This window comes from Serratia sp. K1WW1, from assembly GCF_055790865.1.
In genome coordinates, this window is the sequence record NZ_CM147697.1 from 968574 (window position 1) to 993510 (window position 24937).

The 24937-nt window shown below is 55.5% G+C and carries 20 protein-coding genes; 14 read left to right on the top strand and 6 right to left on the bottom strand.

Annotation, left to right across the window (positions count from 1 at the left end):
- Nucleotides 1-4: 4 nt before the first annotated feature.
- The 3 genes from ACX9GU_RS04340 to ACX9GU_RS04350 form a co-directional block, all read right to left on the bottom strand.
- Nucleotides 5-955 carry a glycoside hydrolase family 43 protein gene (locus ACX9GU_RS04340; RefSeq protein WP_473193956.1) on the bottom strand — a complete coding sequence of 317 codons (951 nt, stop codon included), beginning with the start codon at nucleotides 953-955 and terminating at the stop codon, nucleotides 5-7.
- A 9-nt stretch (nucleotides 956-964) separates the two neighbouring features.
- A complete protein-coding gene (locus ACX9GU_RS04345; protein ID WP_473193957.1) occupies nucleotides 965-2365 on the bottom strand; it encodes a glycoside-pentoside-hexuronide (GPH):cation symporter in 1401 nt (466 codons plus the stop codon).
- 193 nt (nucleotides 2366-2558) lie between these two features.
- Nucleotides 2559-3935 (bottom strand): amino acid permease, encoded by a 1377-nt coding sequence (locus ACX9GU_RS04350; RefSeq protein WP_473195109.1) that lies wholly within the window; start codon nucleotides 3933-3935, stop codon nucleotides 2559-2561.
- A gap of 605 nt (nucleotides 3936-4540) precedes the next feature.
- On the opposite strand from ACX9GU_RS04350, the gene pdhR reads away from it, so the two are divergent.
- From pdhR to lpdA, 4 genes are all read left to right on the top strand, one after another.
- Complete coding sequence (pdhR, locus tag ACX9GU_RS04355) at nucleotides 4541-5305, top strand: pyruvate dehydrogenase complex transcriptional repressor PdhR (protein WP_021179689.1); 765 nt, start codon at nucleotides 4541-4543, stop codon at nucleotides 5303-5305.
- A gap of 164 nt (nucleotides 5306-5469) precedes the next feature.
- Complete coding sequence (gene aceE / locus ACX9GU_RS04360; protein ID WP_473193958.1) at nucleotides 5470-8133, top strand: pyruvate dehydrogenase (acetyl-transferring), homodimeric type; 2664 nt, start codon at nucleotides 5470-5472, stop codon at nucleotides 8131-8133.
- A 13-nt stretch (nucleotides 8134-8146) separates the two neighbouring features.
- Nucleotides 8147-10021 carry a pyruvate dehydrogenase complex dihydrolipoyllysine-residue acetyltransferase gene (aceF, locus tag ACX9GU_RS04365; protein WP_473193959.1) on the top strand — a complete coding sequence of 625 codons (1875 nt, stop codon included), beginning with the start codon at nucleotides 8147-8149 and terminating at the stop codon, nucleotides 10019-10021.
- Between the two features lie 356 nt (nucleotides 10022-10377).
- On the top strand, nucleotides 10378-11802 hold the full coding sequence (gene lpdA / locus ACX9GU_RS04370) for a dihydrolipoyl dehydrogenase (protein ID WP_021806270.1): 1425 nt from the start codon (nucleotides 10378-10380) through the stop codon (nucleotides 11800-11802).
- Between the two features lie 99 nt (nucleotides 11803-11901).
- Here lpdA and ACX9GU_RS04375 read toward each other — a convergent pair whose 3' ends face one another.
- Together ACX9GU_RS04375 and ACX9GU_RS04380 are read right to left on the bottom strand one after the other, a co-directional pair.
- A complete protein-coding gene (locus tag ACX9GU_RS04375) occupies nucleotides 11902-12024 on the bottom strand; it encodes a hypothetical protein (RefSeq protein WP_255417705.1) in 123 nt (40 codons plus the stop codon).
- A gap of 388 nt (nucleotides 12025-12412) precedes the next feature.
- A complete protein-coding gene (locus ACX9GU_RS04380) occupies nucleotides 12413-12535 on the bottom strand; it encodes a hypothetical protein (RefSeq protein ID WP_473193960.1) in 123 nt (40 codons plus the stop codon).
- A gap of 809 nt (nucleotides 12536-13344) precedes the next feature.
- On the opposite strand from ACX9GU_RS04380, the gene acnB reads away from it, so the two are divergent.
- From acnB to mdcH, 9 genes are all read left to right on the top strand, one after another.
- Entirely contained in the window at nucleotides 13345-15942 is a 2598-nt protein-coding gene (gene acnB / locus ACX9GU_RS04385; protein WP_121607801.1) for a bifunctional aconitate hydratase 2/2-methylisocitrate dehydratase, read from the top strand.
- A gap of 220 nt (nucleotides 15943-16162) precedes the next feature.
- Nucleotides 16163-17824: a malonate decarboxylase subunit alpha gene (gene mdcA, locus ACX9GU_RS04390; RefSeq protein ID WP_473193961.1), complete on the top strand. Its 1662-nt coding sequence runs from the start codon at nucleotides 16163-16165 to the stop codon at nucleotides 17822-17824.
- A complete protein-coding gene (locus tag ACX9GU_RS04395; protein ID WP_473193962.1) occupies nucleotides 17824-18678 on the top strand; it encodes a triphosphoribosyl-dephospho-CoA synthase in 855 nt (284 codons plus the stop codon). Before mdcA ends, ACX9GU_RS04395 begins: the two co-directional genes overlap by 1 nt.
- Before the next feature lie 21 nt (nucleotides 18679-18699).
- On the top strand, nucleotides 18700-18999 hold the full coding sequence (locus ACX9GU_RS04400; RefSeq protein ID WP_473193963.1) for a malonate decarboxylase subunit delta: 300 nt from the start codon (nucleotides 18700-18702) through the stop codon (nucleotides 18997-18999).
- Complete coding sequence (locus ACX9GU_RS04405) at nucleotides 18992-19828, top strand: biotin-independent malonate decarboxylase subunit beta (RefSeq protein WP_473193964.1); 837 nt, start codon at nucleotides 18992-18994, stop codon at nucleotides 19826-19828. The genes ACX9GU_RS04400 and ACX9GU_RS04405 overlap by 8 nt, the downstream gene beginning before the upstream one ends.
- Nucleotides 19825-20631 (top strand): biotin-independent malonate decarboxylase subunit gamma, encoded by an 807-nt coding sequence (gene mdcE / locus ACX9GU_RS04410; protein WP_473193965.1) that lies wholly within the window; start codon nucleotides 19825-19827, stop codon nucleotides 20629-20631. Before ACX9GU_RS04405 ends, mdcE begins: the two co-directional genes overlap by 4 nt.
- 210 nt (nucleotides 20632-20841) lie before the next feature.
- A complete protein-coding gene (locus tag ACX9GU_RS04415; RefSeq protein ID WP_473193966.1) occupies nucleotides 20842-21801 on the top strand; it encodes an AEC family transporter in 960 nt (319 codons plus the stop codon).
- A gap of 12 nt (nucleotides 21802-21813) precedes the next feature.
- Entirely contained in the window at nucleotides 21814-22437 is a 624-nt protein-coding gene (locus ACX9GU_RS04420) for a malonate decarboxylase holo-ACP synthase (RefSeq protein WP_473193967.1), read from the top strand.
- Complete coding sequence (gene mdcH, locus ACX9GU_RS04425; RefSeq protein WP_473193968.1) at nucleotides 22437-23366, top strand: malonate decarboxylase subunit epsilon; 930 nt, start codon at nucleotides 22437-22439, stop codon at nucleotides 23364-23366. Before ACX9GU_RS04420 ends, mdcH begins: the two co-directional genes overlap by 1 nt.
- Here the strand turns inward: mdcH and ACX9GU_RS04430 are convergent.
- On the bottom strand, nucleotides 23363-24283 hold the full coding sequence (locus tag ACX9GU_RS04430; protein WP_473193969.1) for a LysR family transcriptional regulator: 921 nt from the start codon (nucleotides 24281-24283) through the stop codon (nucleotides 23363-23365). The two genes, mdcH and ACX9GU_RS04430, sit on opposite strands and share 4 nt — an antisense overlap.
- 208 nt (nucleotides 24284-24491) lie before the next feature.
- Between ACX9GU_RS04430 and yacL the strand changes: the two genes are divergently transcribed.
- A complete protein-coding gene (gene yacL / locus ACX9GU_RS04435; RefSeq protein ID WP_021179705.1) occupies nucleotides 24492-24854 on the top strand; it encodes a protein YacL in 363 nt (120 codons plus the stop codon).
- Nucleotides 24855-24937: the final 83 nt, after the last annotated feature.

Genomic DNA, 24937 nt, shown 5'->3' on the forward strand with positions numbered 1-24937 from the left:
TGGGTTAGTGATTATCTGCCGGAGGAACGCCAAACAGCGGTATTCCTTCGGCATCCCATTCCAGAGATTTAATCCGCGTATGGCGATTCGGATCGTATAACGGATCGCCTTCTATTTCGGTGTAATTGCGGGCGTGGTAAACCAGCACGTCATTACCCTGCTCATCCACGGTAAAACTGTTGTGCCCTGGGCCGAACTGGCGGTTGGCATAGCTGGTGCGAAACACCGGTTCGCTGGCCTTATGCCACTGTGTCGGATCGAGGAGATCGGCATCGATATCTGCCCACAGCAGGCCGATGCAATAATTCTCGTCGGTGGCACTGGCCGAGTAGCTGATGAAGATCCGCTTACCGTGTTTGATCACCGCCGGGCCTTCGTTTACCCAAAACCCAATGGTTTCCCAAGGCAACTCCGGTTTGCTCAGCATCACCGGGGCCCCTGTTAGCGTCCAGGGATTGGCCATTTCTGCCAGATACAGGTTGGAGTTTCCACGGATCTGCGGGTCTTGCTGCGCCCAGAGATAATAGTGCTTTCCCTGATGCTCAAAGTGAGTCGCATCCAGCGAGAAGCTGTCGATCGGGGTTGCAATACGCCCTTTCTCTACCCATTCTCCCTCCAGCGGGTTGGTGGCGCTGCACTCCAGCGCAAACATGCGATGCTGGAACAGGCCGTCGGCAATCTCCGGGCTATGGGCCGCCGCAAAGTAGACATACCACTTACCGTCGATAACGTGCAGCTCAGGTGCCCAGATCAGGTTGCTCATCGGCCCAGACGCGGGTTTACGCCAGATAACCTGAGCTGGAGCCTGGGGCAGCTCCGTCAGTTGCCGGGCGCGGCGCAGTTCCAGACGATCGTACTCCGGCACCGAGGCGATAAAATAGTAATAGCCGTCGCTATGGCGATAGATAAAGGGATCGGCACGCTGTTCAATCAGTGGGTTAGGGTAAATAGACATCTGTTCCTCTCAAGAGTGTTTGGCTTCGAGCTGTTGTTCGCGGTATTCCGCCAGTTCCTGATAGTTGACGCGGCGCTTTTCCAGATCGCTCTGGATCTGTGACATCAGATTGCGATCCACTTTCAGCAAACGGACCACGCCAGCGGTGATCAGGTAGCCCACGCCAGGGATCACGGTAAACAGCAAGACGATACTCTGCAGCGCTCCGGCGCTTTGAGCACCAGCATCGGCCTGATAACCGGAGTAAGACATCACGAAACCCACCATCGCCCCGGCAACCGCCAGCCCGACCTTCAGGAAGAACAGGTTACCGGAGAAGCTGATACCGGTGATGCGCTTGCCGGTTTTCCATTCGCCGTAGTCGTCCACGTCGGCCATCAGCGACCAGTGCAGCGGGGAAGGGATCTGATGCAGGATGTTCAGCAGGAAGTAGGCCACCACGATCAGCGAGGTCAGCTGCGGGTTGAGGAAGTAGAAGCCGCTGGAGAAAATGGCCAGCACGATGTTGGTCCAGAAGAACACCTTCAGCTTGCAGAAGCGGTCGGTTAACGGCTTGGCCAGGGCACTGCCGATCATCATGCCGACCACGCCCAAGGCGATAAACAGACTGGCGAACGAGGTGGATTGCTGCATGACGTAGGTGACGTAATACATGGTGGCGGCCATGCGGATAAAACCGGGGCAGACGTTGCAGAAGGTCAGCAGCAGAATGCGTACCCACTGATCGTTTTTCCACACGTCTTTCAGATCGGCCTTCAGCGCATCGTGGGTGGGAACCGCCGGGCGGATACGTTCTTTCACCGTCGCAAAGCAGAACAGGAACATCCCTAGCGCGATCAACGCCATCACGCCCATCGACATTTGGTAGCCCTTGGCCTTGTCGGCCCCGCCGAACCATTCCGCCATCGGTAACAGGGTCAGTGAGAGGATTAGCGTCGCGATGCCGACCATGATGAAACGGTACGACTGGCAGGAAACGCGCTCGTGCGGGTCGGCGGTGATCACGCCCCCCAGCGAGCAGTAGGGAATGTTGATGGCGGTGTAGGTCAGCGACATCAGGAAATAGGTGACAAAGGCGTAAATCACCTTACTGTTATAGCTCCACTCCGGGGTGGTAAACATCAACACGCTAAACAGCACGTAAGGCAGGGAAATCCATAACAACCACGGGCGGAAACGGCCAAAACGGCTTTGGGTGCGATCGGCAATCGCTCCCATGATGGGATCGCTCACGGCGTCCAGCACGCGTACGGACAGCAGCAAAATCCCCACCAGTGCCGGGGTTAGGCCAAAGATATCGGTATAGAAGTAGTTGAGGAACAGCATGATTGCGCCGCCGATCATGTTGCAACCGGCGTCTCCCATGCCATAGCCAATCTTTTCTTTTATCGATAGGGCATTGCTCTTCATGGACATTTTCTCCGCTGTGACAGGATCGGACTGTTGGATAACGATTATTGCCCTGCGTGGCGGCGAACTATCAGAAATTAATGGTTGTAGAGATGGATAAATCAGCCACTGCGGAAGAAGTGTGAGCCAGTTGGCAAAAAGCGTAGGGTAAAAAAAGGCCCGCGCTGGCGGGCCTGAGAAAACGGATTCAAGATTAACGGTTTGCGACACTGGCCGGTTGTTGGCCACGCTGCTTGATGAAGTAACCGATGCCGAGAATAGCGAGCCATACCGGGATCAGCAGCACGGAAATCTGGATCCCCGGCGTCAGATACATGATCACCAGAATGCCGGCCAAAAAGGCCAGGCACAGATAGTTGCTGAACGGATACCAGAAGGCCTTGAACTTCGGCTCGACCCCTTCACGGTTTTTCGCCTGGCGGAATTTCAGGTGTGCCAGGCTGATCATCGCCCAGTTGATCACCAGAGCAGACACCACCAGCGCCATCAGCAGCTCAAAGGCACGGCCTGGGATCAGGTAGTTAATCAGCACGCACAGCGCGGTTGCCAACGCAGAGAAACCGATGGCAACTACCGGCACACCGCGGCTATCCACTTTCAGCAGGGCTTTCGGGCCATTGCCCTGTTTGGCCAAGCCGTACAGCATGCGGCTGTTGCAATAGACGCAGCTGTTGTAGACCGACAGCGCGGCCGTCAGGACCACGATATTGAGCACCGTCGCGACCATATTGCTGTTCAGCGCATGGAAGATCAGTACGAACGGGCTGCCGCCTTCGACCACTTTGCCCCACGGATAGAGTGACAGCAGAATAGTCAGCGAGCCGATATAGAACAGCAGGATACGGTAGATCACCTGGTTGGTGGCTTTCGGGATGCTTTTTTCCGGGTTATCGGCTTCAGCGGCGGTAATGCCCACCAGCTCCAATCCACCGAAGGAGAACATGATAACCGCCATCGCCATGAGCAAGCCCATGGTGCCGTTCGGGAAGAACCCGCCTTGCGCCCACAGGTTGGTGACGCTGGCTTCCGGGCCGCCCAGGCCGCTGAACAGCAGGTAGGCACCAAAGGCAATCATGCCGATGATAGCGACCACTTTGATGATGGCGAACCAGAACTCCATTTCACCATAGACCTTCACACTCGACAGGTTGATGGCGTTGATGGCCAGGAAGAACACGGCGGCGGAGATCCAGGTGGGGATTTCCGGCCACCAGTACTGCACGTAAATGCCCACTGCGGTCAGTTCCGCCATGGCAACTAGCACATACAGCACCCAATAGTTCCAGCCGGAGGCGAAACCGGCGAAGTTCCCCCAGTATTTATAGGCGAAGTGGCTAAACGATCCGGCCACTGGCTCTTCAACCACCATTTCACCCAGTTGACGCATGATCAGGAAGGCAATAAAACCGCCAATTGCATAACCAAGGATGACCGACGGGCCGGCCATTTTTATTGTTTGAGCGATACCGAGGAACAGGCCGGTACCTATTGCGCCACCTAAGGCGATCAGCTGGATATGGCGGTTTTTCAGGCCGCGCTTCAGCTGGTCGCCATGCTGTTGACCATCCATCAATGAAACCCTCTGTGCTGACATAATGCTCATTACCGTAAAGTAATGATTACGATGTGTGTTGTTTTTTGTTTACGACGTTATAGCTATAAATTCCACGGCGTCGCTACCGTTTGGCAGAGAATAATGGTATGTGCGAAAGTTTGCACCTGCTTTGTTGTTTGAATGATTAAGATTGCAGCAGTTTAGGCAACAAAATGCGGGTTGTGTGACGAGCGGGGGGATTGCGTGCACGAAATAAGCAATAACTCACAGAATTGGCAAAAATAATCGCCATTGTTGTTGTTTTTTTGTTAACGGGCGGGGCTTGGTAAGCGGTAATAAAGCGAAAATAACCCTTAATCTCCTTGCCATATAACCCGGGCATTGTTCTAACCAGAGGTTTCACAAAAGTTAAATTCGGCGGCTACCTCGTAAATGGTATTACCAACGCTGAGTTGCCGGTTTGCAAAGGCTTATGGATTGAAGTGTTAAAATGTGCGGCATTCATGATTTCGATCAAGGCCCATATGGACAGGAGGTGAATACTTTGTTACTTTACCGTCACGTTTTTGAAATTGGTATTACCAATTGACTCCGGGCACTTCGCAGAGAAGAAATCACCCATGGCCTACAGCAAAATCCGCCAACCCAAGTTGTCAGATGTTATCGAGCAGCAGCTCGAATACCTGATCCTCGAGGGTACGCTACGTCCAGGCGAAAAGCTGCCTCCAGAGCGCGAGCTGGCGAAACAGTTTGATGTTTCCCGTCCTTCTCTGAGAGAGGCAATTCAGCGTCTGGAAGCTAAAGGGCTGCTCCTGCGTCGCCAGGGAGGCGGCACCTTTGTACAAACTAATCTGTGGCAGAGCTTCAGCGATCCGCTGGCTGAGCTGCTGGCCGATCATCCTGAATCACAATTCGATCTGCTCGAAACACGTCATGCCCTTGAAGGTATCGCTGCCTATTATGCGGCGTTGCGTGGGACGGACGAAGATCTGGCGCGCATCCGCGACTGCCATCATGTGATCCAGCAAGCTCAGGACAGTGGCGATCTAGACGCCGAAGCCGACGCGGTCATGCAATACCAAATTGCCGTGACCGAGGCTGCCCACAACGTTGTGTTACTCCATCTGCTGCGCTGTATGGGCCCGATGCTGGAACAGAACGTTCGTCAGAACTTTGAATTGCTCTACTCGCGCCGTGAGATGTTGGCAACAGTGAGTAGCCATCGCGCCGGGATCTTTGAGGCGATTGTGGCACGCGAACCTGAAAAGGCCCGTGAAGCCTCGCACCGCCATTTGGCGTTTATCGAGGAAATTTTGCTGGATCTCAGCAGGGAACACACCCGGCGTGATCGATCGCTGCGGCGTCTCCAGCAACGCAAGGATTAAGAGTGGTTCTCCTCAAGGCACACCAGCTTGTTGAGATAAAGCTCGGAGTGCTTAGTTAAGTACTTAAGCGGCAACCAAACTGATGAGCCTGTCTTCGTGCGTTTTGCTCAGAACGCAGGAAGACAGGCTCCAAACAAACCATTAGACAGATAAGGAATACCACCATGTCAGAACGTTTAAACAATGACGTGGATCCGATCGAAACCCGCGACTGGCTGCAGGCGATCGAATCGGTCATCCGTGAAGAGGGTGTTGAACGCGCTCAGTTCCTGATTGATCAGGTGCTGGGAGAAGCCCGTAAGGGCGGTGTTAGCGTTGCAGCGGGTGCTGCGGCTAACAACTACGTCAACACCATCGCGGTAGAAGACGAACCGGCATACCCGGGCAACCTGGATCTGGAGCGTCGTATTCGTTCTGCTATCCGTTGGAACGCCGTGATGACCGTGTTGCGTGCTTCCAAGAAAGATCTGGATCTGGGCGGCCATATGGCTTCCTTCCAATCTTCTGCGACCTTCTATGAAGTCTGCTTTAACCACTTCTTCCGTGCTCGCAACGAGAAAGACGGCGGCGATCTGGTTTACTTCCAGGGCCACATCTCTCCGGGCGTTTATGCACGTGCCTTCCTTGAAGGCCGCCTGACCGAAGATCAAATGAACAACTTCCGTCAGGAAGTGCACGGTAAAGGCCTGTCCTCTTACCCGCATCCAAAACTGATGCCTGAATTCTGGCAGTTCCCGACCGTCTCCATGGGTCTGGGCCCAATCAGCGCCATCTATCAGGCCAAGTTCCTCAAGTATCTGGAACACCGTGGTCTGAAAGACACCTCTGGCCAGACCGTTTATGCCTTCCTGGGCGACGGCGAGATGGACGAACCAGAATCCAAAGGTGCGATCACCATCGCAACCCGTGAGAAGCTGGACAACCTGGTCTTCGTCATCAACTGCAACCTGCAGCGTCTGGATGGCCCGGTTACCGGTAACGGCAAGATCATCAACGAGCTGGAAGGTATCTTCGCAGGTGCTGGCTGGCAGGTGCTGAAAGTGATCTGGGGCGGTCGTTGGGATGAACTGCTGCGTAAAGACACCAGCGGCAAGCTGATCCAACTGATGAACGAAACCCTGGACGGCGACTACCAGACCTTCAAATCCAAAGACGGCGCTTACGTACGTGAGCACTTCTTCGGCCGCTTCCCGGAAACCGCCGCGCTGGTCAAAGACATGACCGACGACGAGATCTGGTCGCTGAACCGTGGTGGTCACGATCCGAAGAAAGTCTTCGCTGCACTGAAAAAAGCGCAGGATACCCAAGGCAAACCAACCGTGATCCTGGCCCATACCATCAAAGGTTACGGCATGGGTGAAACCGCGGAAGGTAAAAACATCGCTCACCAGGTGAAGAAAATGAACATGGAAGGGGTTCACCACTTCCGCGATCGTTTCAACGTGCCAGTGGCCGATGCCGATATCGAAAAACTGCCATACATCACCTTCGAGAAAGACTCCGAAGAGTACAAGTATCTGCACGAACGTCGTCAGGCGCTGGAAGGCTATGTGCCAACCCGCATGCCGAACTTCACCGAGAAGCTGGAAATGCCAGCTCTGGAAGATTTCAGTTCACTGCTGGAAGAGCAGAACAAAGAAATTTCTACCACCATCGCCTTTGTGCGTGCCCTGAACGTGATGTTGAAGAACAAGTCGATCAAAGATCGCCTGGTGCCAATCATCGCCGATGAAGCGCGTACCTTCGGTATGGAAGGTCTGTTCCGTCAGATCGGTATCTACAGCCCGAACGGCCAGCAGTACACCCCGCAGGACCGTGAGCAGGTTGCATACTACAAAGAAGACGAGAAAGGCCAGATCCTGCAGGAAGGTATCAACGAACTGGGTGCTGCCTCTTCATGGCTGGCCGCAGCGACTTCCTACAGCACCAACAATCTGCCGATGATCCCGTTCTACATCTACTACTCCATGTTCGGTTTCCAACGTATTGGCGACCTGTGCTGGGCAGCGGGTGACCAACAGGCGCGTGGCTTCCTGATCGGCGGGACTTCAGGGCGTACTACCCTGAACGGCGAAGGTCTGCAGCACGAAGATGGTCACAGCCACATTCAGTCTCTGACCATCCCTAACTGCATCTCTTACGATCCGGCTTACGCGTATGAAGTGGCGGTGATCATGCATGATGGTCTGGTACGTATGTACGGTGACGCGCAAGAAAACGTCTACTACTACCTGACTACGCTGAACGAAAACTACCACATGCCAGCCATGCCGAAGGGCGCAGAAGAGGGTATCCGTAAAGGTATCTACAAGCTGGAAACTCTGGAAGGTAGCAAAGGTAAAGTACAGCTGCTGGGCTCCGGCTCGATCCTGCGCCATGTGCGTGAAGCTGCGCAGATCCTGGCGAAAGACTACGGCGTGGGTTCCGATACCTACAGCGTAACTTCCTTCACCGAATTGGCGCGTGATGGTCAGGACTGTGAGCGTTGGAACATGCTGCACCCAACCGAAACCCCACGTGTGCCTTACATCGCTCAGGTGATGAACGAGGCGCCAGCGGTAGCTTCTACCGACTACATGAAGCTTTTCGCAGAGCAGGTTCGTACTTTCGTACCAGCCAGCGATTATCGCGTACTGGGTACTGACGGCTTCGGTCGTTCAGACAGCCGCGAAAACCTGCGTCACCACTTCGAAGTTGATGCTTCCTACGTGGTGGTTGCTGCTCTGGGTGAACTGGCTAAACGCGGTGAAATTGAAGCTTCTGTGGTCGCTGATGCGATTAAGAAATTCGACATCAACCCAGAAAAAGTTAACCCGCGTCTGGCATAAGAGGTACTGAACAATGTCTATCGAAATCAAAGTGCCGGACATCGGTGCAGATGAAGTTGAAATCACCGAGATCCTGGTGAAGGTTGGCGATAAGGTTGAAGTTGAACAATCGCTGATCACCGTGGAAGGCGACAAAGCCTCCATGGAAGTGCCTTCGCCGCAGGCTGGCGTGGTGAAAGAGATCAAAGTGGCCGTCGGTGATAAAACCGAGACTGGCAAACTGCTGATGATCTTTGAAGCAGAAGGTGCGGCCGCTGCCGCACCAGCCGCCAAGGCAGAAGAAAAACCGGCCGCGGCTCCTGCTGCTGCAGCCGCAGCCAAAGACGTTGAAGTACCGGACATCGGGGCTGACGAAGTTGAAGTCACCGAGATCCTGGTGAAGGTTGGCGATACCGTGACTGCCGAGCAGTCGCTGATCACCGTAGAAGGCGACAAGGCCTCTATGGAAGTGCCTGCACCGTTCGCCGGTACCGTGAAAGAGATCAAAATCAACACCGGTGACAAAGTGAAAACCGGTTCCCTGATTATGGTCTTCGAAGTGGCTGGCGCGGCTTCTGCTGCCCCTGCTGCTGCGGCTACCCAGGCGGCTCCGGCTGCTGCCCCTGCGGCAAGCGCGGCGAAAAACGTCGAAGTGCCAGACATTGGTGGCGACGAAGTAGAAGTGACCGAAGTGATGGTGAAAGTGGGCGATAAAGTTGCCGCTGAGCAGTCACTGATCACCGTTGAAGGTGACAAGGCTTCTATGGAAGTTCCGGCTCCGTTCGCGGGCACCGTGAAAGAAATCAAAATCGCTACCGGCGATAAAGTCAAAACCGGTTCGCTGATTATGGTCTTCGAAGTGGAAGGCGCAGCGCCAGCCGCTGCCCCAGCTCAGAAAGCAGAAGCTGCCCCGGCTCCGGCCAAGCAAGAAGCTAAAGCTGCTGCTCCTGCTGCTGCCGCAGGGAAAGGCGAGTTTGCTGAAAACGACGCCTACGTGCACGCCACCCCGGTCATCCGCCGCTTGGCGCGTGAGTTCGGTGTTAACCTGGCGAAAGTGAAGGGCACGGGTCGTAAAGGCCGTATCCTGCGCGAAGACGTTCAGGCTTACGTGAAAGACGCGGTCAAACGTGCCGAAGCCGCTCCTGCCGCTACCGGTGGTGGCCTGCCAGGCATGCTGCCGTGGCCGAAAGTGGACTTCAGCAAGTTTGGTGAGATCGAAGAAGTTGAACTGGGCCGCATCCAGAAAATCTCTGGTGCCAACCTGAGCCGCAACTGGGTGATGATCCCGCACGTGACTCACTTCGACAAAACCGATATCACCGATCTGGAAGCGTTCCGCAAGCAGCAGAACGACGAAGCTGCCAAGCGTAAGCTGGACGTGAAGTTCACCCCGGTGGTGTTCATCATGAAAGCCGTTGCCGCTGCCCTGGAGCAGATGCCACGCTTCAACAGTTCACTGTCCGAAGACGGCCAGAAGCTGACGCTGAAGAAATACATCAACATCGGCGTGGCGGTAGATACGCCAAATGGCCTGGTGGTTCCGGTATTCAAGGATGTGAACAAGAAGAGCATCACTGAGCTGTCCCGTGAACTGATGGCGATCTCCAAAAAAGCGCGTGACGGTAAGTTGACCGCAGGCGAAATGCAGGGCGGTTGCTTCACCATCTCCAGCCTGGGCGGTATCGGGACTACTCACTTCGCGCCGATTGTTAACGCGCCGGAAGTGGCTATCCTGGGTGTCTCCAAGTCTGCGATGGAGCCGGTCTGGAACGGTAAAGAGTTCACGCCGCGCCTGATGATGCCAATGTCGCTCTCCTTCGACCACCGTGTGATTGACGGTGCTGACGGTGCGCGCTTTATCACCATCATCAACAACATGCTGGCCGACATTCGCCGTCTGGTGATGTAATGAAAAAGGGCGCAGCATGCTGCGCCCTTAGTAATTCAGTAGCAGTTTTGTCGGGTTTTGCATGACTCGACAGAATTGTTGGGACACGGGTCACTCGAACACGCTTTGCAGATTATTAACAATTCTGTAAACTGCTCGCGTGTATGCGTCCCGGTGGATGAAGGGCGTTATGAGATTGATTAATAACATACCCAAAATAATTGGAGCTGCATCAAGGCGGCAAGTTCGTGAATCCTGATGAGCTTACTTTAAGTAAGTGATTCAGGTGAACGAACGCAGCCAACGCCGAGGCAGCTTCAAGTATGACGGGTATAAAATGACGTCTGACCCGCCGGACAACTAATTAAGAGGTCATGATGAGTACTGAAATTAAAACTCAGGTCGTGGTACTTGGGGCGGGCCCTGCAGGTTACTCTGCTGCTTTTCGTTGCGCTGACTTAGGTCTGGAAACCATTCTGGTTGAGCGTTACTCCACTCTGGGCGGTGTTTGCCTGAACGTGGGCTGTATTCCTTCCAAAGCACTGTTGCACGTAGCCAAAGTGATCGAAGAAGCCAAAGCGTTGGCCGAACACGGCATCGTTTTCGGCGAGCCGAAAACCGACATCGACAAAGTGCGCGTCTGGAAAGAGAAAGTCATCAATCAGCTGACCGGTGGTCTGGCTGGCATGGCTAAAGGCCGCAAAGTGAAAGTGGTCAACGGCCTGGGTAAATTCACCGGCGCCAACACGCTAGTGGTTGAAGGCGAGAATGGTGCTACCACCATCAACTTCGACAATGCCATCATCGCCGCAGGCTCCCGTCCGATCCAACTGCCATTTATTCCTCATGAAGATCCACGCGTGTGGGATTCCACCGATGCACTGGCGCTGAAAACCGTTCCAGAGCGCATGCTGGTTATGGGCGGCGGTATCATCGGCCTGGAAATGGGCACCGTATACCATGCACTGGGTTCACAGATCGACGTGGTTGAAATGTTCGACCAGGTGATCCCGGCTGCAGATAAAGACGTGGTGAAAGTCTTTACCAAGCGTATCAGCAAGCAGTTCAACCTGATGCTGGAAACCAAAGTGACCGCGGTAGAAGCCAAAGAAGACGGCATCTACGTCACGATGGAAGGTAAAAAAGCCCCTGCAGAACCACAGCGCTACGACGCGGTGCTGGTAGCGATCGGCCGTGTGCCAAACGGTAAACTGCTGGACGCTGGCCAAGCTGGTGTAGAAGTTGACGACCGTGGCTTTATCCACGTCGACAAACAACTGCGTACCAACGTGCCACATATCTTCGCGATTGGTGACATCGTCGGTCAACCGATGCTGGCGCACAAAGGCGTGCATGAAGGCCACGTAGCTGCTGAAGTTATCGCTGGTATGAAGCACTACTTCGACCCGAAAGTGATCCCATCGATCGCTTACACCGAGCCAGAAGTGGCATGGGTAGGGATGACCGAGAAAGAAGCCAAAGAGAAAGGCATCAGCTACGAAACTTCCACCTTCCCGTGGGCAGCTTCAGGCCGTGCTATCGCTTCTGACTGTGCAGACGGTATGACCAAACTGATCTTCGACAAAGAAACGCACCGTATCATCGGTGGCGCGATTGTCGGCACCAACGGCGGCGAGCTGTTAGGTGAAATCGGTCTGGCGATCGAGATGGGTTGTGACGCAGAAGATATCGCGTTGACTATCCATGCTCACCCAACCCTGCACGAATCCGTAGGCTTGGCAGCAGAGATCTACGAAGGCAGCATCACCGATCTGCCAAACCCGAAAGCCAAGAAGAAGTAATTTCAGCGGTTGGTAAGGTTGATAAGCGGCTCCTGCAAAGGGGCCGTTTTTATTTGGATTAAATGCCAATAAAAGGCCGCTCAAAGAGCGGCCAGTAGCTTACTTGTTCTGGAATACGACGTTGAAGATCAGTTGATTGCCGGAAACTGACCAGCCACCTTTACTGACTCCAAACACCGAACCCAGTACAATGAGCAGGATAATGAGTGATCTCCCTTTCATTGCGCGTTCCTTGTGGAACCACGACCACCGCGACTTCACCGGAAAAATCCCGGCGGAACAAGCGTTCGTCAGCGCTTGTATCGCAGTCGTTGCAGCACTGTTCTCAAGTCCGATGACCGGCTGCTAAACCGGCAGAACAGACCCAAAAACAGGGTACATAAAAAAGGTTCGTTTTTACACCCGGGTGGTTGATTTTTTAACCGGTTTTACGCACAATGAACCTGTTCGTCAGCGCTTGTATCGTTCTTAACGATGTAAGAAATCCGTTCGGTGCCTGCTAACACCGCGCGGATGCAAAAGAACCGTCTTTATGGCGGTTTTTTTGTGCCTTGAGCCGGGGGATTGGCGAGTCCCTGATAAAAGGCCGCTCAAAAGAGCGGCCAGTAGCTTACTTGTTCTGGAATACGACGTTGAAGATCAGTTGGTTGCCGGAAACTGACCAGCTACCCTCACTGACTCCAAACAGCGATCCCAGTACAATGAGCAGGATAAAGAATGATCTCCCTTTCATTGCGCGTTCCTTGTGGAACCACGACCACCGCGGCTTCACCGGGAAAGCCCCGGTGGAACAAGCGCTCGTTAGCGCCTGTATCGCAGTCGTTGCAGCACTGTTCTCAAGCCCGATGACCGGCTGCTAGACCGGCAGAACAGACCCAAAATCAGGGTACATAAAACAGCGATTTTTTGCATCAAGGCGGTTGCTTTTTTAACCGATTTTACGCAAGATATCTTTGCTCGTTAGCGCTTGTATCGTTCTTAACGATGTAAGATATCCGTTTGGTGTCTGCTAGCACCGCGCGGATACAAAAGAACCGTCTTTATGGCGGTTTTTTTGTGCCCAACGCCGCCAATTTCTCCCAACCCTATCGATAACCATTGTAAAAGTATGGACGTTATGTTGTGCTCATTGGGCTGAGATCGCTGTTGTGCCGTAACGAACCCGAGCCCGTCCCGCCTGCTTTGCAGCCGATTACGCTGCGGTCAACGATTCAGCAAAGATTTAATGTTGCTTTTATGTGAACGAATTAACAACCGATTCAAATCCTGATATGCTGGCTGGGCGGAACCGGGCACTGTACCTTACTTACAGTCCAGGATATCGACAGCAGTGCCCGACAAGTATCACCGTACGCTCTACCCGTCGTCTTTCGAGCCGTAGCGTTGTTGACTGCACTCGCTCACCCCAGTCACTTACTGTAGTAAGCTCCTGGGGATGAACGAGCTGGTCGCCTAGCTACAACTTGAAATCCATAGGGTATAAAAACGGTTGAATATAAAACGCCAGGCACAATAAATGACAATGAGAGCGAGGAGAAAGTCGTGCTAGAAGAATACCGTAAGCACGTGGCCGAGCGTGCTGCAGAGGGCATCGTCCCTAAGCCATTAGATGCGACACAAATGGCAGCGCTGGTTGAATCATTAAAAAATCCGCCAAAAGGCGAAGAAGAATTTCTGTTAGACCTGCTGATTAACCGTGTACCACCGGGCGTCGACGAAGCCGCCTATGTCAAAGCAGGTTTTCTGGCAGCCGTTGCCAAAGGCGAAGCCACTTCCCCCCTGGTTACCCCCGAAAAAGCCATTGAACTGCTAGGCACCATGCAGGGCGGTTACAACATTCATCCGCTGATCGACGCGTTGGATAACGAAAAGCTGGCACCGATTGCTGCCAAGGCGCTTTCCCATACGCTGCTGATGTTTGATAACTTCTACGACGTAGAAGAGAAAGCCAAAGCCGGTAACCCACACGCCAAGCAAATCATGCAGTCCTGGGCCGATGCCGAATGGTATCTGTCCCGTTCACCGTTGGCGGAAAAGATCACCGTGACCGTGTTCAAAGTGACTGGTGAAACCAACACCGACGATCTGTCACCCGCTCCGGATGCCTGGTCACGTCCAGATATCCCACTGCATGCGTTGGCAATGCTCAAGAGCGAACGTGAAGGCATTTTCCCTGATCAGCCGGGCAGCGTTGGCCCAATCAAGCAGATTGAAGAGCTGAACAAGAAAGGCTTCCCGCTGGCTTACGTCGGTGACGTGGTCGGTACCGGTTCTTCCCGTAAATCGGCTACCAACTCGGTGCTGTGGTTTATGGGCGACGACATCCCCTACGTGCCGAACAAGCGTGGTGGCGGTGTGGTGCTGGGCGGCAAGATTGCGCCAATCTTCTTTAACACCATGGAAGATGCAGGCGCGTTGCCGATCGAAGTGGACGTCTCCAACCTGAACATGGGCGATGTGATCGACATCTTCCCGTATAAAGGCGAAGTGCGTAACCATGAGACCGGCGAACTGGTTGCCAGCTTCGAGCTGAAAACCGATGTGTTGCTGGATGAAGTGCGTGCCGGTGGCCGCATCCCACTGATTATCGGCCGTGGCCTGACCACCAAGGCGCGTGAAGCGCTGGGCTTGCCGCACAGCGAAGTGTTCCGCATTGCCAAGCCGGTAGCGGCTAGCAGCAAGGGCTTCTCGCTGGCGCAGAAAATGGTTGGCCGTGCCTGTGGCGTTGCTGGTGTTCGCCCTGGCGAATACTGCGAACCTAAGATGACCTCGGTAGGTTCACAAGATACCACTGGCCCAATGACCCGTGACGAGCTGAAAGATCTGGCTTGCCTGGGCTTCTCTGCCGATCTGGTGATGCAGTCGTTCTGTCATACTGCCGCGTACCCGAAACCGGTGGACGTCACGACTCACCATACCCTGCCGGACTTCATCATGAACCGTGGCGGCGTTTCACTGCGCCCTGGTGATGGTGTGATCCACTCCTGGCTGAACCGTATGTTGCTGCCGGATACCGTCGGTACCGGTGGCGATTCCCACACCCGCTTCCCGATCGGCATTTCCTTCCCGGCCGGTTCTGGTCTGGTGGCCTTTGCTGCCGCGACCGGCGTGATGCCGCTGGATATGCCTGAGTCGGTGCTGGTGCGCTTCAAAGGTAAAATGCAGCCTGGTATCACCCTGCGTGATTTAGTGCATGCGATCCCTTACTACGCGATCCAACAGGGTCTGTTGACCGTAGAGAAGAAGGGCAAGAAGAACATCTTCTCTGGCCGCATTCTGGAGATCGAAGGTCTGCCGGAGCTGAAGGTTGAGCAAGCGTTTGAACTGACCGATGCCTCGGCAGAACGTTCCGCCGCTGGTTGCACCATCAAGCTGGATAAGGCACCGATCGCCGAATATCTGAGCTCTAACATCGTGCTGCTGAAGTGGATGATCTCCGAAGGTTATGGCGATCGCCGTACCCTGGAGCGCCGTATTCAGGGGATGGAAAAATGGCTGGCGGACCCGCAGTTGCTGGAAGGCGATGCGGATGCGGAATATGCCGCAGTGATCGAAATCGATTTGGCCGATATCAAGCAGCCAATCCTGTGTGCGCCGAACGATCCGGACGACGCGCGCCTGCTGTCCGACGTGGCCAACAGCAAGATCGACGAAGTGTTTATCGGTTCCTGCATGACCAACATCGGCCACTTCCGTGCGGCGGGTAAACTGTTGGATCAGCATAAAGGCCAACTGCCAACTCGTCTGTGGGTGGCTCCGCCAACCAAGATGGACGCAGCGCAACTGACTGAAGAAGGCTACTACAGCGTCTTTGGCAAGAGTGGGGCGCGTATCGAGATCCCAGGCTGTTCACTGTGTATGGGTAACCAGGCACGCGTAGCGGACGGTGCGACCGTGGTTTCCACCTCGACCCGTAACTTCCCGAACCGTCTGGGTACCGGAGCCAACGTTTATCTGGCTTCCGCAGAGCTGGCAGCAGTGGCATCACTGCTGGGCCGTCTGCCAACGCCTGATGAGTATCAGACCTATATGGCACAGGTCGACAAGACGGCGGCGGATACCTATCGCTACCTGAACTTCGACCAGTTGACCCAGTACACGGAAAAAGCCGACGGTGTGATCTTCCAAACTGCGGTGTAATTCAATACTGAGTTAGCATCATCACGGGGAGCCTTTGGGTTCCCCGTTTTTTTGTGATCGCCCCCGGCTTTTAATGATTCTAACTTATTGATTAGTCTTGATTTGATGAAATCATTACTCTCAGGCTAATAAATCATCCCCCTGCTTGATTGATGGCGTTCTCCTAGACTCTTACTCTAACCGTACTGAACAGAACCAAGTAAACCCAGGAGGTTGAGGTATGTCGCTTCATCAAAGCCCCACACGCGTTTGGGATACCCGGCGGCAGGAAAAAAAACGCCGTATCGCGAGTGTGCAAGGGCAGTCGCAGGGCAAAGTGATCCCCACCGCCGATCTGACCAGCGTGCTGGAAAAGCTGCTGGTTTCTGGCGATCGGGTGGTGCTGGAAGGCAATAACCAGAAACAGGCCGATTTTCTCTCCCGTATGCTCGCCGAGGTCAACCCCGCCAAGGTCCACGATCTGCATATGATCATGCCAAGCGTTGGCCGCGCCGAGCATCTGGATATTTTTGAAAAGGGCATCGCCCGCAAGCTCGATTTTGCCTTCTCTGGCACCCAGAGCCTGCGTATTTCACAACTGCTGGAAGATGGGCAGCTCGAAATCGGTGCCATCCACACCTATATAGAACTCTATTCCCGTCTGTATGTGGATCTGGTGCCGAACGTGGCGCTAGTGGCCGGGTTCAAGGCCGATCGTCATGGCAATCTGTACACCGGGCCAAGCACCGAAGATACTCCGGCACTGGTAGAGGCCACTGCGTTTAAAGACGGCATCGTCATCGCTCAGGTCAACGAACTGGTTGATGATGAAACGGACCTGCCAAGAGTTGATATCCCCGGTTCCTGGATCGATTTTGTGGTGGTGGCAGACAAGCCGTTCTTTATTGAACCGCTGTTTACCCGCGATCCGCGCCTGATCAAACCGGTGCACGTGTTGATGGGGATGATGGCCATCAAAGGCATCTACGCCAAACATCAGGTGCAATCGCTGAACCACGGTATTGGTTTCAACACCGCCGCCATTGAATTGCTGCTACCTACCTATGGCGAGCAACTGGGTCTGAAGGGCAAAATCTGTAAACACTGGACCCTGAACCCGCATCCAACACTGATCCCGGCAATCGAAAGCGGCTGGGTGGAGACCGTACACTGCTTTGGCGGTGAGCTGGGGATGGAGAATTATATCGCCGCCCGCCCGGATATTTTCTTTACCGGTAGCGACGGTTCCATGCGCTCCAACCGCGCGTTTTGCCAGATGGCCGGCCAGTACGCCGTAGATATGTTTATCGGTTCCACCTTACAGATCGACGGTATGGCCCACTCTTCTACCGTGACACGTGGCCGCCTCTCTGGTTTTGGCGGGGCACCGAACATGGGGCATGATCCACACGGTCGTCGCCACGCTACGCCTGCCTGGCTGGATATGATCGAAGAGCCGGATCCGTTGGCCCGTGGCCGCAAGCTGGTGGTGCAGATGGTGGAAACCTTCCAGGCGGGCGCCAAACCGACCTTCGTAGAAAAACTCGATGCCGTCGATGTGGCGCAAGAGTCTGGTATGCCGTTGGCGCCAGTGATGATTTACGGCGATGACGTGACCCACGTGCTGACCGAAGAGGGCATTGCTTATCTGTATCGTGCACGCTCGCTGGAAGAGCGCCGCGCCATGGTGGCAGCAGTGGCCGGTATCACCGATATCGGGCTGGGTGTGGACGCCAAACGCGTGGCCGAGTTGCGCCGTGAAGGCAAAGTGGTGTTCCCGGAAGATCTCGACATTCGCCGCACCGATGCAACGCGTTCTTTGCTGGCCGCGGGCAGCGTAGCGGATCTGGTCGAGTGGTCCGAAGGCCTGTATAACCCGCCAGCTAAATTCCGGAGCTGGTAATGAAACTTTCCCCCTGTTTAATCGCTTCTGATGCGGATTTGGTTGCCGCGCGGTTGGCGGAGTTTGCCACGCAGGCGCTAGTGGATGAGGCGCGCCTCAGCCCGAAACCGGGGCTGGTGGATGCCCGGGGTTCCGGTGCGCATCAGGATCTGACGTTGGCGTTGATGGAGCGTTCGGCCCACAGCCTGACGCCAGTCTTCCACCGGCTGGCGATTGCCGGTTGGCAGCGTCCCGCAGATAGTGCGTTACGCCAGGAAGTGGGCCGAATTGGCCGGGAAGGCGAACAGCGGATGATGGCTGCCACCGCCGGTGTTAATACACATCGCGGGGCAATTTGGGCAATGGGCCTGCTGGTGACGGCGGTAGCTATGCAAGGGGGGAACGCAACGCCATCCAGCAGTTGTGCATTAGCCGCCCAGTTGGCGCAGTTGCCGGATCACGCCAGCCCGAAGGTGTTCAGCAAAGGCTTGCGAGCCACTCAACGTTATCAGGTACCCGGCGCGCGGGAAGAGGCCCAGCAAGGTTTCCCGCATGTTATGCAACGGGCGTTGCCGCAATTGTGGCGCAGCAGGAACCAGGGGGCCAGTGAGTCAGCCGCGCAGATTGATGCGCTGATGGCCATCATGACCACTCTGAGCGATACCTGCGTGCTGTCGCGCGGTGGGTTAACGGCGCTAAAAGCGATGCAGCAAGGGGCAGCCGAGGTACTGCATGCCGGAGGATATCAACATCCGGCAGGGCAGGCGGCGTTGGCCAAACTGGAGCAACGGCTATTGGCGAGCAACGCTTCACCCGGTGGCGCGGCCGATTTGCTGGCTGCGGCTCTGTTCCTCGATCGGGCTACGGCCCGCTGAATAATCAATCCAGAGGATGTTATGGAACATATCGATTTGAGTTATCCGGCCAGCATTACGCTGCCGGGTAAGGCACTAACCGGCGTCGTAGGCTCCGGTGACATGGAGGCTCTGTTTGAGCCTGCGGCTAACGGCACGCTGACGGTGGCGATCAAAACCTCCGTAGACGGTAGCCGGCAGCGTTGGCAACACCTGTTTGAACGTCTGGCCTCGTTGCGCGATTTACCTGCCGGGCGGCTAGAGATTAACGACTTCGGCGCTACGCCGGGTGTAGCTCGGCTGCGTATTGAACAGGTATTTGAGGTGGCCGCCCATGCGTGATGATCTCAGCTTTATCGAACTCAGCGCCCGGGAGCGCGCCCGCAATCTGCTGGACAGCGGCAGTTTCCGTGAACTATTGGGACCATTTGAGCGTATTACTTCACCTTGGCTGGAGCCACAAGGCATAGTCACCCAGGCCGATGACGGCATGGTGGTCGCCAAAGGTACCATTGACGGTAAACCGGCGGTGGTAGTGGCGGTAGAAGGGGCGTTTCAGGGCGGCAGTATGGGGGAGGTTTCCGGAGCCAAGATGGCCGCGGCCCTTGAACTAGCGGCGGAAGATAACCGCAACGGTATTGCGACCCAGGCAGTCTTGCTGCTGGAAACCGGTGGCGTGCGTCTGCAAGAGGCCAATCTGGGGCTGGCGGCCATCGCGGATATTCATGCTGCAATTGTCGATCTGCGCCGATATACCCCGGTGGTGGGCATTATTGCCGGTACCGTGGGCTGCTTTGGCGGGATGTCGATAGCGGCGGCTTTATGCAGCTATTTGATCGTCACCCGTGAAGCGCGTCTTGGCTTAAACGGCCCACAGGTCATTGAACAGGAAGCCGGTATTGAAGAATACGATTCCCGCGATCGGCCTTTTATCTGGAGCATGACCGGTGGCGACGTGCGTTATCGCAGCGGCTTTGTCGATGAAGAAGTTCCGGATGCGCTGCATGCGGTCAAGGCGGCGATGAAAGGTAGCCTGCAACGCGGCGTGCCTGTTCAGCACCGCTCAGACAATTATCACTACTACTTGCCGAAACTGTCGCAGTTCGACACCCGCCAGCAGGCGGACTCGGCGGTCATTGCTCAACTGTTTGCTGCGGAGGATCGGGTATGAGTACGTCATCATCAAGCCGTGGAGAATATTGGTTCTCTTTGCTGACAGCGGGGGCCGAGCAGCGCCAGGGGCAGTGCGCCTCGATCCGGGTTGCGGACGCTGAATTAGAGGGCCAGCCGGTGCGTTTTATCGCCGTGGTGCCGGATGCGAATAACCATTACCCACGCGCCGCACGCGGTGAAGTAGGTTTGCTGGAAGGTTGGACGTTAGCCCAGGTAGTCAGTGAAGCGGTCGCGGCTGACGTTGATAAAGCACAAAAGTGCGCCATCGTGGCGGTGATCGATGTGCCGAGCCAGGCCTACGGGCGCCGGGAAGAGGCCTTTGGTATTCACCAAGCCTTGGCCGGTGCAGCTGGGGCTTATGCCAAGGCTCGACTGGCAGGCCATCCGGTGATTGGTTTGATCGTGGGTAAAGCCATGTCCGGCGCGTTTCTGGCGCACGGCTATCAGGCCAACCGCTTGATCGCCTTCAACGATGCAGGCGTGATGATCCATGCGATGGGCAAAGAGTCTGCGGCGCGCATCACGTTACGCTCCGTAGAGGCGCTGGAGAAGCTGGCAGCAACCATTCCACCGATGGCCTATGACATCGAGCATTACAGCTCGCTGGGCCTGCTGGAACAGCTACTGGATATCCGTGACCCGCTGCAGGCCAGTGAGCAGGAACTTAATCTGGTACGCCACGCACTGATCCAGGCGATCGCCAAAACTCGCAGTGAAGGGGTTGGATTAACTAACCGCCTGGGAGCAGACAACCGCCATAGCTCTTCGCTGGTGCGTGAACGTATGCGCGCAGAGTGGTAATGCCACGTTAGCCATTTTTACGTCAGAGTTCAGGAACAAAATACTACCCGCCGGGAGGGCGCAAGTAATGCATTCCGACCCGGCATATTTACCCGTCGCCTTTCAAGCTGCAGCTTGAAATTCATAGGGTAAAGCTTCACCTGCATATAACAATATAACTAACACCATCGCACCTGATCTGACTGATTTTTTCTTTTTAACAGGTGATTTATGACATACGTAATTATTCATGCCTTGGCGCCGATTTTTGTCATTATGCTGCTGGGCTTTTTTGCCGGTAAGGCAAAAATGGTCGATAACCAGAACGTTTCATTACTCAACATCTTCGTGATGGATTTTGCACTGCCAGCGGCCCTGTTCGGTGCCACCGTACAAACGCCTTGGGCGGGGATCGTTGAGCAGTCGCCGCTGATCGTGGTGTTGGTGCTGGCAATGTGGATCACCTATGCGGCGATCTATTTCATCTGTACCAAGGTCTTCCATAAGTCTCCACAGGATGCGGCCGTGCTGACGCTCACCGTTGCGCTACCCAACTATGCCGCGCTTGGCCTGCCGATCCTCGGCAGCGTGTTGGGGGAAACGCCGGGAACCTCGTTGTCCGTGGCGGTAGCTATCGCCTGCGGTTCGGTACTGATGACGCCGTTTTGCCTGCTGATCCTCGAGCGCGAAAAAGCCCGTGCAGCCGGTACGGTTCAGGGTTCCAGCCTGGGTATGTTGCCGGTGTTGATGTGGCGCTCGGTGAAAAAACCGATCGTCTGGGGGCCGTTGCTTGGGGTGGTGCTGTCGGCGGTAGGCGTGCATATGCCTGAAATGGTGCTGGCCGCGATCAAACCGCTTGGCCTGTCGGCGACGGCGACGGCGCTGTTCCTGACCGGCGTGATCCTGTCTGCCCGTAAGTTGCAGATCAACGGCCCGGTGCTGCTGTCGAGCGTAACCAAACTGCTGATCCAACCGTTTATTGCCTGGGGTCTGGTGCTGGCATTGGGCCTGCATGGGAGCGTGGCCATCACCGCTATTTTGATGATCGCCCTTTCTGCCGGTTTCTTCGGTATCGTCTTTGGTAACCGTTTTGGCGTGCAGTCGCCGGATGCCGAAGCCACGTTACTGATCAGTTCCGTGTTGTGTATCATTACCTTACCGCTGTTTATCACCCTGACTTCAGGGATGTAACTGGAGAAGCCGATGATTCGCCCGCATGACCTGATTTGGATTAGTGACCGTTCTGCCCTCAGCGCCGATGAGGCGTTACCGGAGTGGGTTGGCCAGCAGTGGCGCACTTCATTACCGTTGGTAGTACGGCGCGATGTTCAGGATAGCGGGCGGATCCCGGTGGGGATCCGGGGGATGAAACGCAGCCAGCGCGCTGCGGCCTGGGTGAGTGAAGAGGCTATCCGGCGCGTCGTGACGCCGGAGTCTTTGGTGAGCGAGCCGTTAGCGTTGTTACACTCAACTTTTGTTTCACAACAGCCGGTGCAGGCGCTCATTATGCTGGCTCAGCGGCCTTGGCCGTGGGTTTGGGGCGTGACCGGCAGTTGTGGTTATGCTTTGGCGACCGAAATTCCGGTGATGCATGCCGACAGCGATCTGGATCTGTTGGTTCGCTGCCTGCAGCCTGCCAGCCTTGATGAATTGCAGAGGCTGGCACAGTGGTTACAGGCGTTGCCTTGCCGCGCCGATGCCCAAATAGAAACACCGCTCGGCGGCTTTGCCCTGAGCGAATGGCTGCGGGATGGGCGAGCGATGCTGAAAACCGCTGAGGGGCTGTTGTTGACGACGGATCCATGGGCCAGCTCTCAGGAGGCTTGATGAAGATTTTATTTACCTTTCCCGGTCAGGGGCCGCAGGTGCCTCAAATGCTGCACCAACTGCCGGCCAATGAAACAACCCAGCGGTTGTTAAGCGAGGCCTGCGCTGTTCTTGACCAGGATGTACTGGCGTTGGACAGCGCCGAAGCCTTACAGAAAACCCGGGCAGTGCAGCTGTGCCTGCTGATAGCCGGTGTGGCCTACGCGCGGGAATTACAGCAGCACGGGGTCGAGGCTGATTTTGTCAGTGGGTTATCCATCGGTGCTTTTCCGGCCGCGGTGATCGCCGGGGCCTTGGCATTTCCCGATGCCGTCCGGCTGGTGGCGTTGCGCGGCCAACTAATGGAGGAGGCTTACCCTGCGGGATATGGATTGGCGGCGATTGTCGGTTTGCCGTTGCGCCAGGTGGAAAGGTTGATAGCAGAGGTCAATAGCGCTGAATTACCGGCCTATCTGGCCAATATCAATGCCGAAGACCAATTGGTTATCGCGGGTTGCGAAGCCGCGATGGCGCAGGTCATGGCGTTGGCAAAAACCGCCGGTGCGGCGAAAACCCAGCGTTTGGCGGTGAGTGTCCCTTCCCACTGTGCCCTGTTGGCACAACCGGCGGAAAAGCTGGCGCAGGCCATGAAGCAGGTAACCATCAATCGGCCGCAGGTTGCGTATCTCAGCGGCAGTACCGGGCGCGTGTTATGGCAACCGGAGCGAATTGCTGACGATCTGGCCTTCAATATGGCCCGCACCGTGCGCTGGCATGAGGCAATGGTGGCGGCCTACGAACGGGAAGTCCGTCTGGCGATCGAAATGCCGCCGGGCGCGGTATTAACCGGCTTGACCAAAAAAGTGATGGAGCAGGGGGAAGCGCTGTCCCGCTGCCAACTGGGCCTGAACGCGGTCTGCGGCATTGTGGCTAAATATCGGCGCGATTAAACCGGCCCTTCACCGCGAGTGTACATGCGGCCTTCCGCCGTCAACGCCAGCAGGTTCGGATCCTGCTGCTGGTTACGGTTGAATACCAGCGCGATGGTTTGGCGCATCTGGTACTGTTCGCACAGCGGCAGTAATTTCAACGTGTGTTCATACATCTTCTTCATCCGCCCTGGCACCAGCGTGTAACCCACCCCGGCCTGCACCAGGCTGAGCATTGAGAAAATATCATTCACCCGCGTGACGATTTCCGGTTCAAAACCGGCAATCTGAAACGCTTCGCTAAAACCGTGATAAGTGGCGAAGCCTTCGGTCAGGGAGACAAACTTCTGGCTGCGAAAGTCTTGCAGGTCTGCCGTGCCATCGCTGTTTAGCGCCGAGGCTGCCGGTGCGGCAAGATAGATATCATCCTCAAACAGCGGCAGGATCTCAAAGCGCAGCGGATCAATTTGGCTGTCCGAAACCGAAATCAGGATGGCGTCCAGCAATTGGTTCTCCAACTGGGCCAGCAGATCTTCATTCGATCCCATCGTCAGGTTGATCTCCATGGCCGGGCGGCGTACCTTCAGCCCCATGATCAACCGTGGAATGGTTTCCAGCGTCAGTGAGTAGAGCGTGCCGATACGCATGCGTTGCTGGCCAAACCCCGCCTTCAGCCGAGTTTCTTCGATGCCTTTGTAGGTGAGATCCACGATATCGCGTGCGTATTCTGCCAGCGTAAGTGCTGCGGGCAGGGGCAGCAGGTTGCGCCCTTTATGAATAAACAGCGGGCAGCGGAAGCCCTCTTCCAGGGTATGTAACGCACGATGCACGCTAACGCTGCTCAAGCCAAGCTGTTCTGCGGCTCGGCCGATGTTTTCCTTCTCCATAAACGCCAGAAAGATTTCCAATTTTTTCAGGGTGATTTCGCTGTCGATCATCGGCTCAGGCTTGGGTAAGGGCTAAGAAGCGTCATGATAACAACAATTGCCCGCCCATAGCAGGTACCAAGAGCCTTCCCGCTTCCCAAGTGGAGGGCGGACCGTTATATTGCGCCACGAATTATTGAACAACTTTGCGAGCGCTCACTGAGTTAGCCGCGAATTTAGGGTTAAACTCAGTCTTATACACGGCTCAGGAGGGCATGCTATGGATTACGAATTTCTGCGTGACGTAACCGGTCAGGTGGTGGTCAGATTTTCGATGGGGCATGAGGCCATCGGCCATTGGATTAACGAAGAACTCAACGGTGATTTTAACCTGCTGGACCGCATCGAAGCCGGTGCGGCAGGGGTCAAGGGCAGTGAGCGTCAGTGGCAGTTGGAAGGCCACGAATACACGTTGCTGATGGACGGTGAAGAGGTGATGATCCGCGCCAACCAGTTGGAGTTCGAAGGCGACGAAATGGAAGAGGGGATGAACTACTACGACGAAGAGAGCCTCTCTTTCTGCGGCATCGAAGACTTTCTGACGGTGCTGAAAGCCTACCGCTCGTTTATGCTCAACTACTGATTATCCAGACGGGGGCAGGATGCTGCGCCCCTTGTGAGTCCCAGGTGGCCGATTCGTGGCCGCCTTTCTCTCCTTCCGTATTG

Bases quoted from the DNA above. Each gene is read 5' to 3' on its own strand.
- ACX9GU_RS04380 (WP_473193960.1), bottom strand. From the start codon at position 12,535: ATGAAAGGGAGATCATTCTTTATCCTGCTCATTGTACTGGGATCGCTG.
- yacL (WP_021179705.1), top strand. From the start codon at position 24,492: ATGGATTACGAATTTCTGCGTGACGTAACCGGTCAGGTGGTGGTCAGA.
- ACX9GU_RS04415 (WP_473193966.1), top strand. From the start codon at position 20,842: ATGACATACGTAATTATTCATGCCTTGGCGCCGATTTTTGTCATTATG.
- ACX9GU_RS04405 (WP_473193964.1), top strand. From the start codon at position 18,992: ATGCGTGATGATCTCAGCTTTATCGAACTCAGCGCCCGGGAGCGCGCC.
- lpdA (WP_021806270.1), top strand. From the start codon at position 10,378: ATGAGTACTGAAATTAAAACTCAGGTCGTGGTACTTGGGGCGGGCCCT.
- ACX9GU_RS04350 (WP_473195109.1), bottom strand. From the start codon at position 3,935: ATGGATGGTCAACAGCATGGCGACCAGCTGAAGCGCGGCCTGAAAAAC.
- pdhR (WP_021179689.1), top strand. From the start codon at position 4,541: ATGGCCTACAGCAAAATCCGCCAACCCAAGTTGTCAGATGTTATCGAG.
- aceF (WP_473193959.1), top strand. From the start codon at position 8,147: ATGTCTATCGAAATCAAAGTGCCGGACATCGGTGCAGATGAAGTTGAA.
- ACX9GU_RS04340 (WP_473193956.1), bottom strand. From the start codon at position 955: ATGTCTATTTACCCTAACCCACTGATTGAACAGCGTGCCGATCCCTTT.
- mdcA (WP_473193961.1), top strand. From the start codon at position 16,163: ATGTCGCTTCATCAAAGCCCCACACGCGTTTGGGATACCCGGCGGCAG.
- ACX9GU_RS04375 (WP_255417705.1), bottom strand. From the start codon at position 12,024: ATGAAAGGGAGATCACTCATTATCCTGCTCATTGTACTGGGTTCGGTG.
- ACX9GU_RS04400 (WP_473193963.1), top strand. From the start codon at position 18,700: ATGGAACATATCGATTTGAGTTATCCGGCCAGCATTACGCTGCCGGGT.
- ACX9GU_RS04395 (WP_473193962.1), top strand. From the start codon at position 17,824: ATGAAACTTTCCCCCTGTTTAATCGCTTCTGATGCGGATTTGGTTGCC.
- ACX9GU_RS04345 (WP_473193957.1), bottom strand. From the start codon at position 2,365: ATGAAGAGCAATGCCCTATCGATAAAAGAAAAGATTGGCTATGGCATG.
- mdcE (WP_473193965.1), top strand. From the start codon at position 19,825: ATGAGTACGTCATCATCAAGCCGTGGAGAATATTGGTTCTCTTTGCTG.
- ACX9GU_RS04420 (WP_473193967.1), top strand. From the start codon at position 21,814: ATGATTCGCCCGCATGACCTGATTTGGATTAGTGACCGTTCTGCCCTC.
- ACX9GU_RS04430 (WP_473193969.1), bottom strand. From the start codon at position 24,283: ATGATCGACAGCGAAATCACCCTGAAAAAATTGGAAATCTTTCTGGCG.
- aceE (WP_473193958.1), top strand. From the start codon at position 5,470: ATGTCAGAACGTTTAAACAATGACGTGGATCCGATCGAAACCCGCGAC.
- mdcH (WP_473193968.1), top strand. From the start codon at position 22,437: ATGAAGATTTTATTTACCTTTCCCGGTCAGGGGCCGCAGGTGCCTCAA.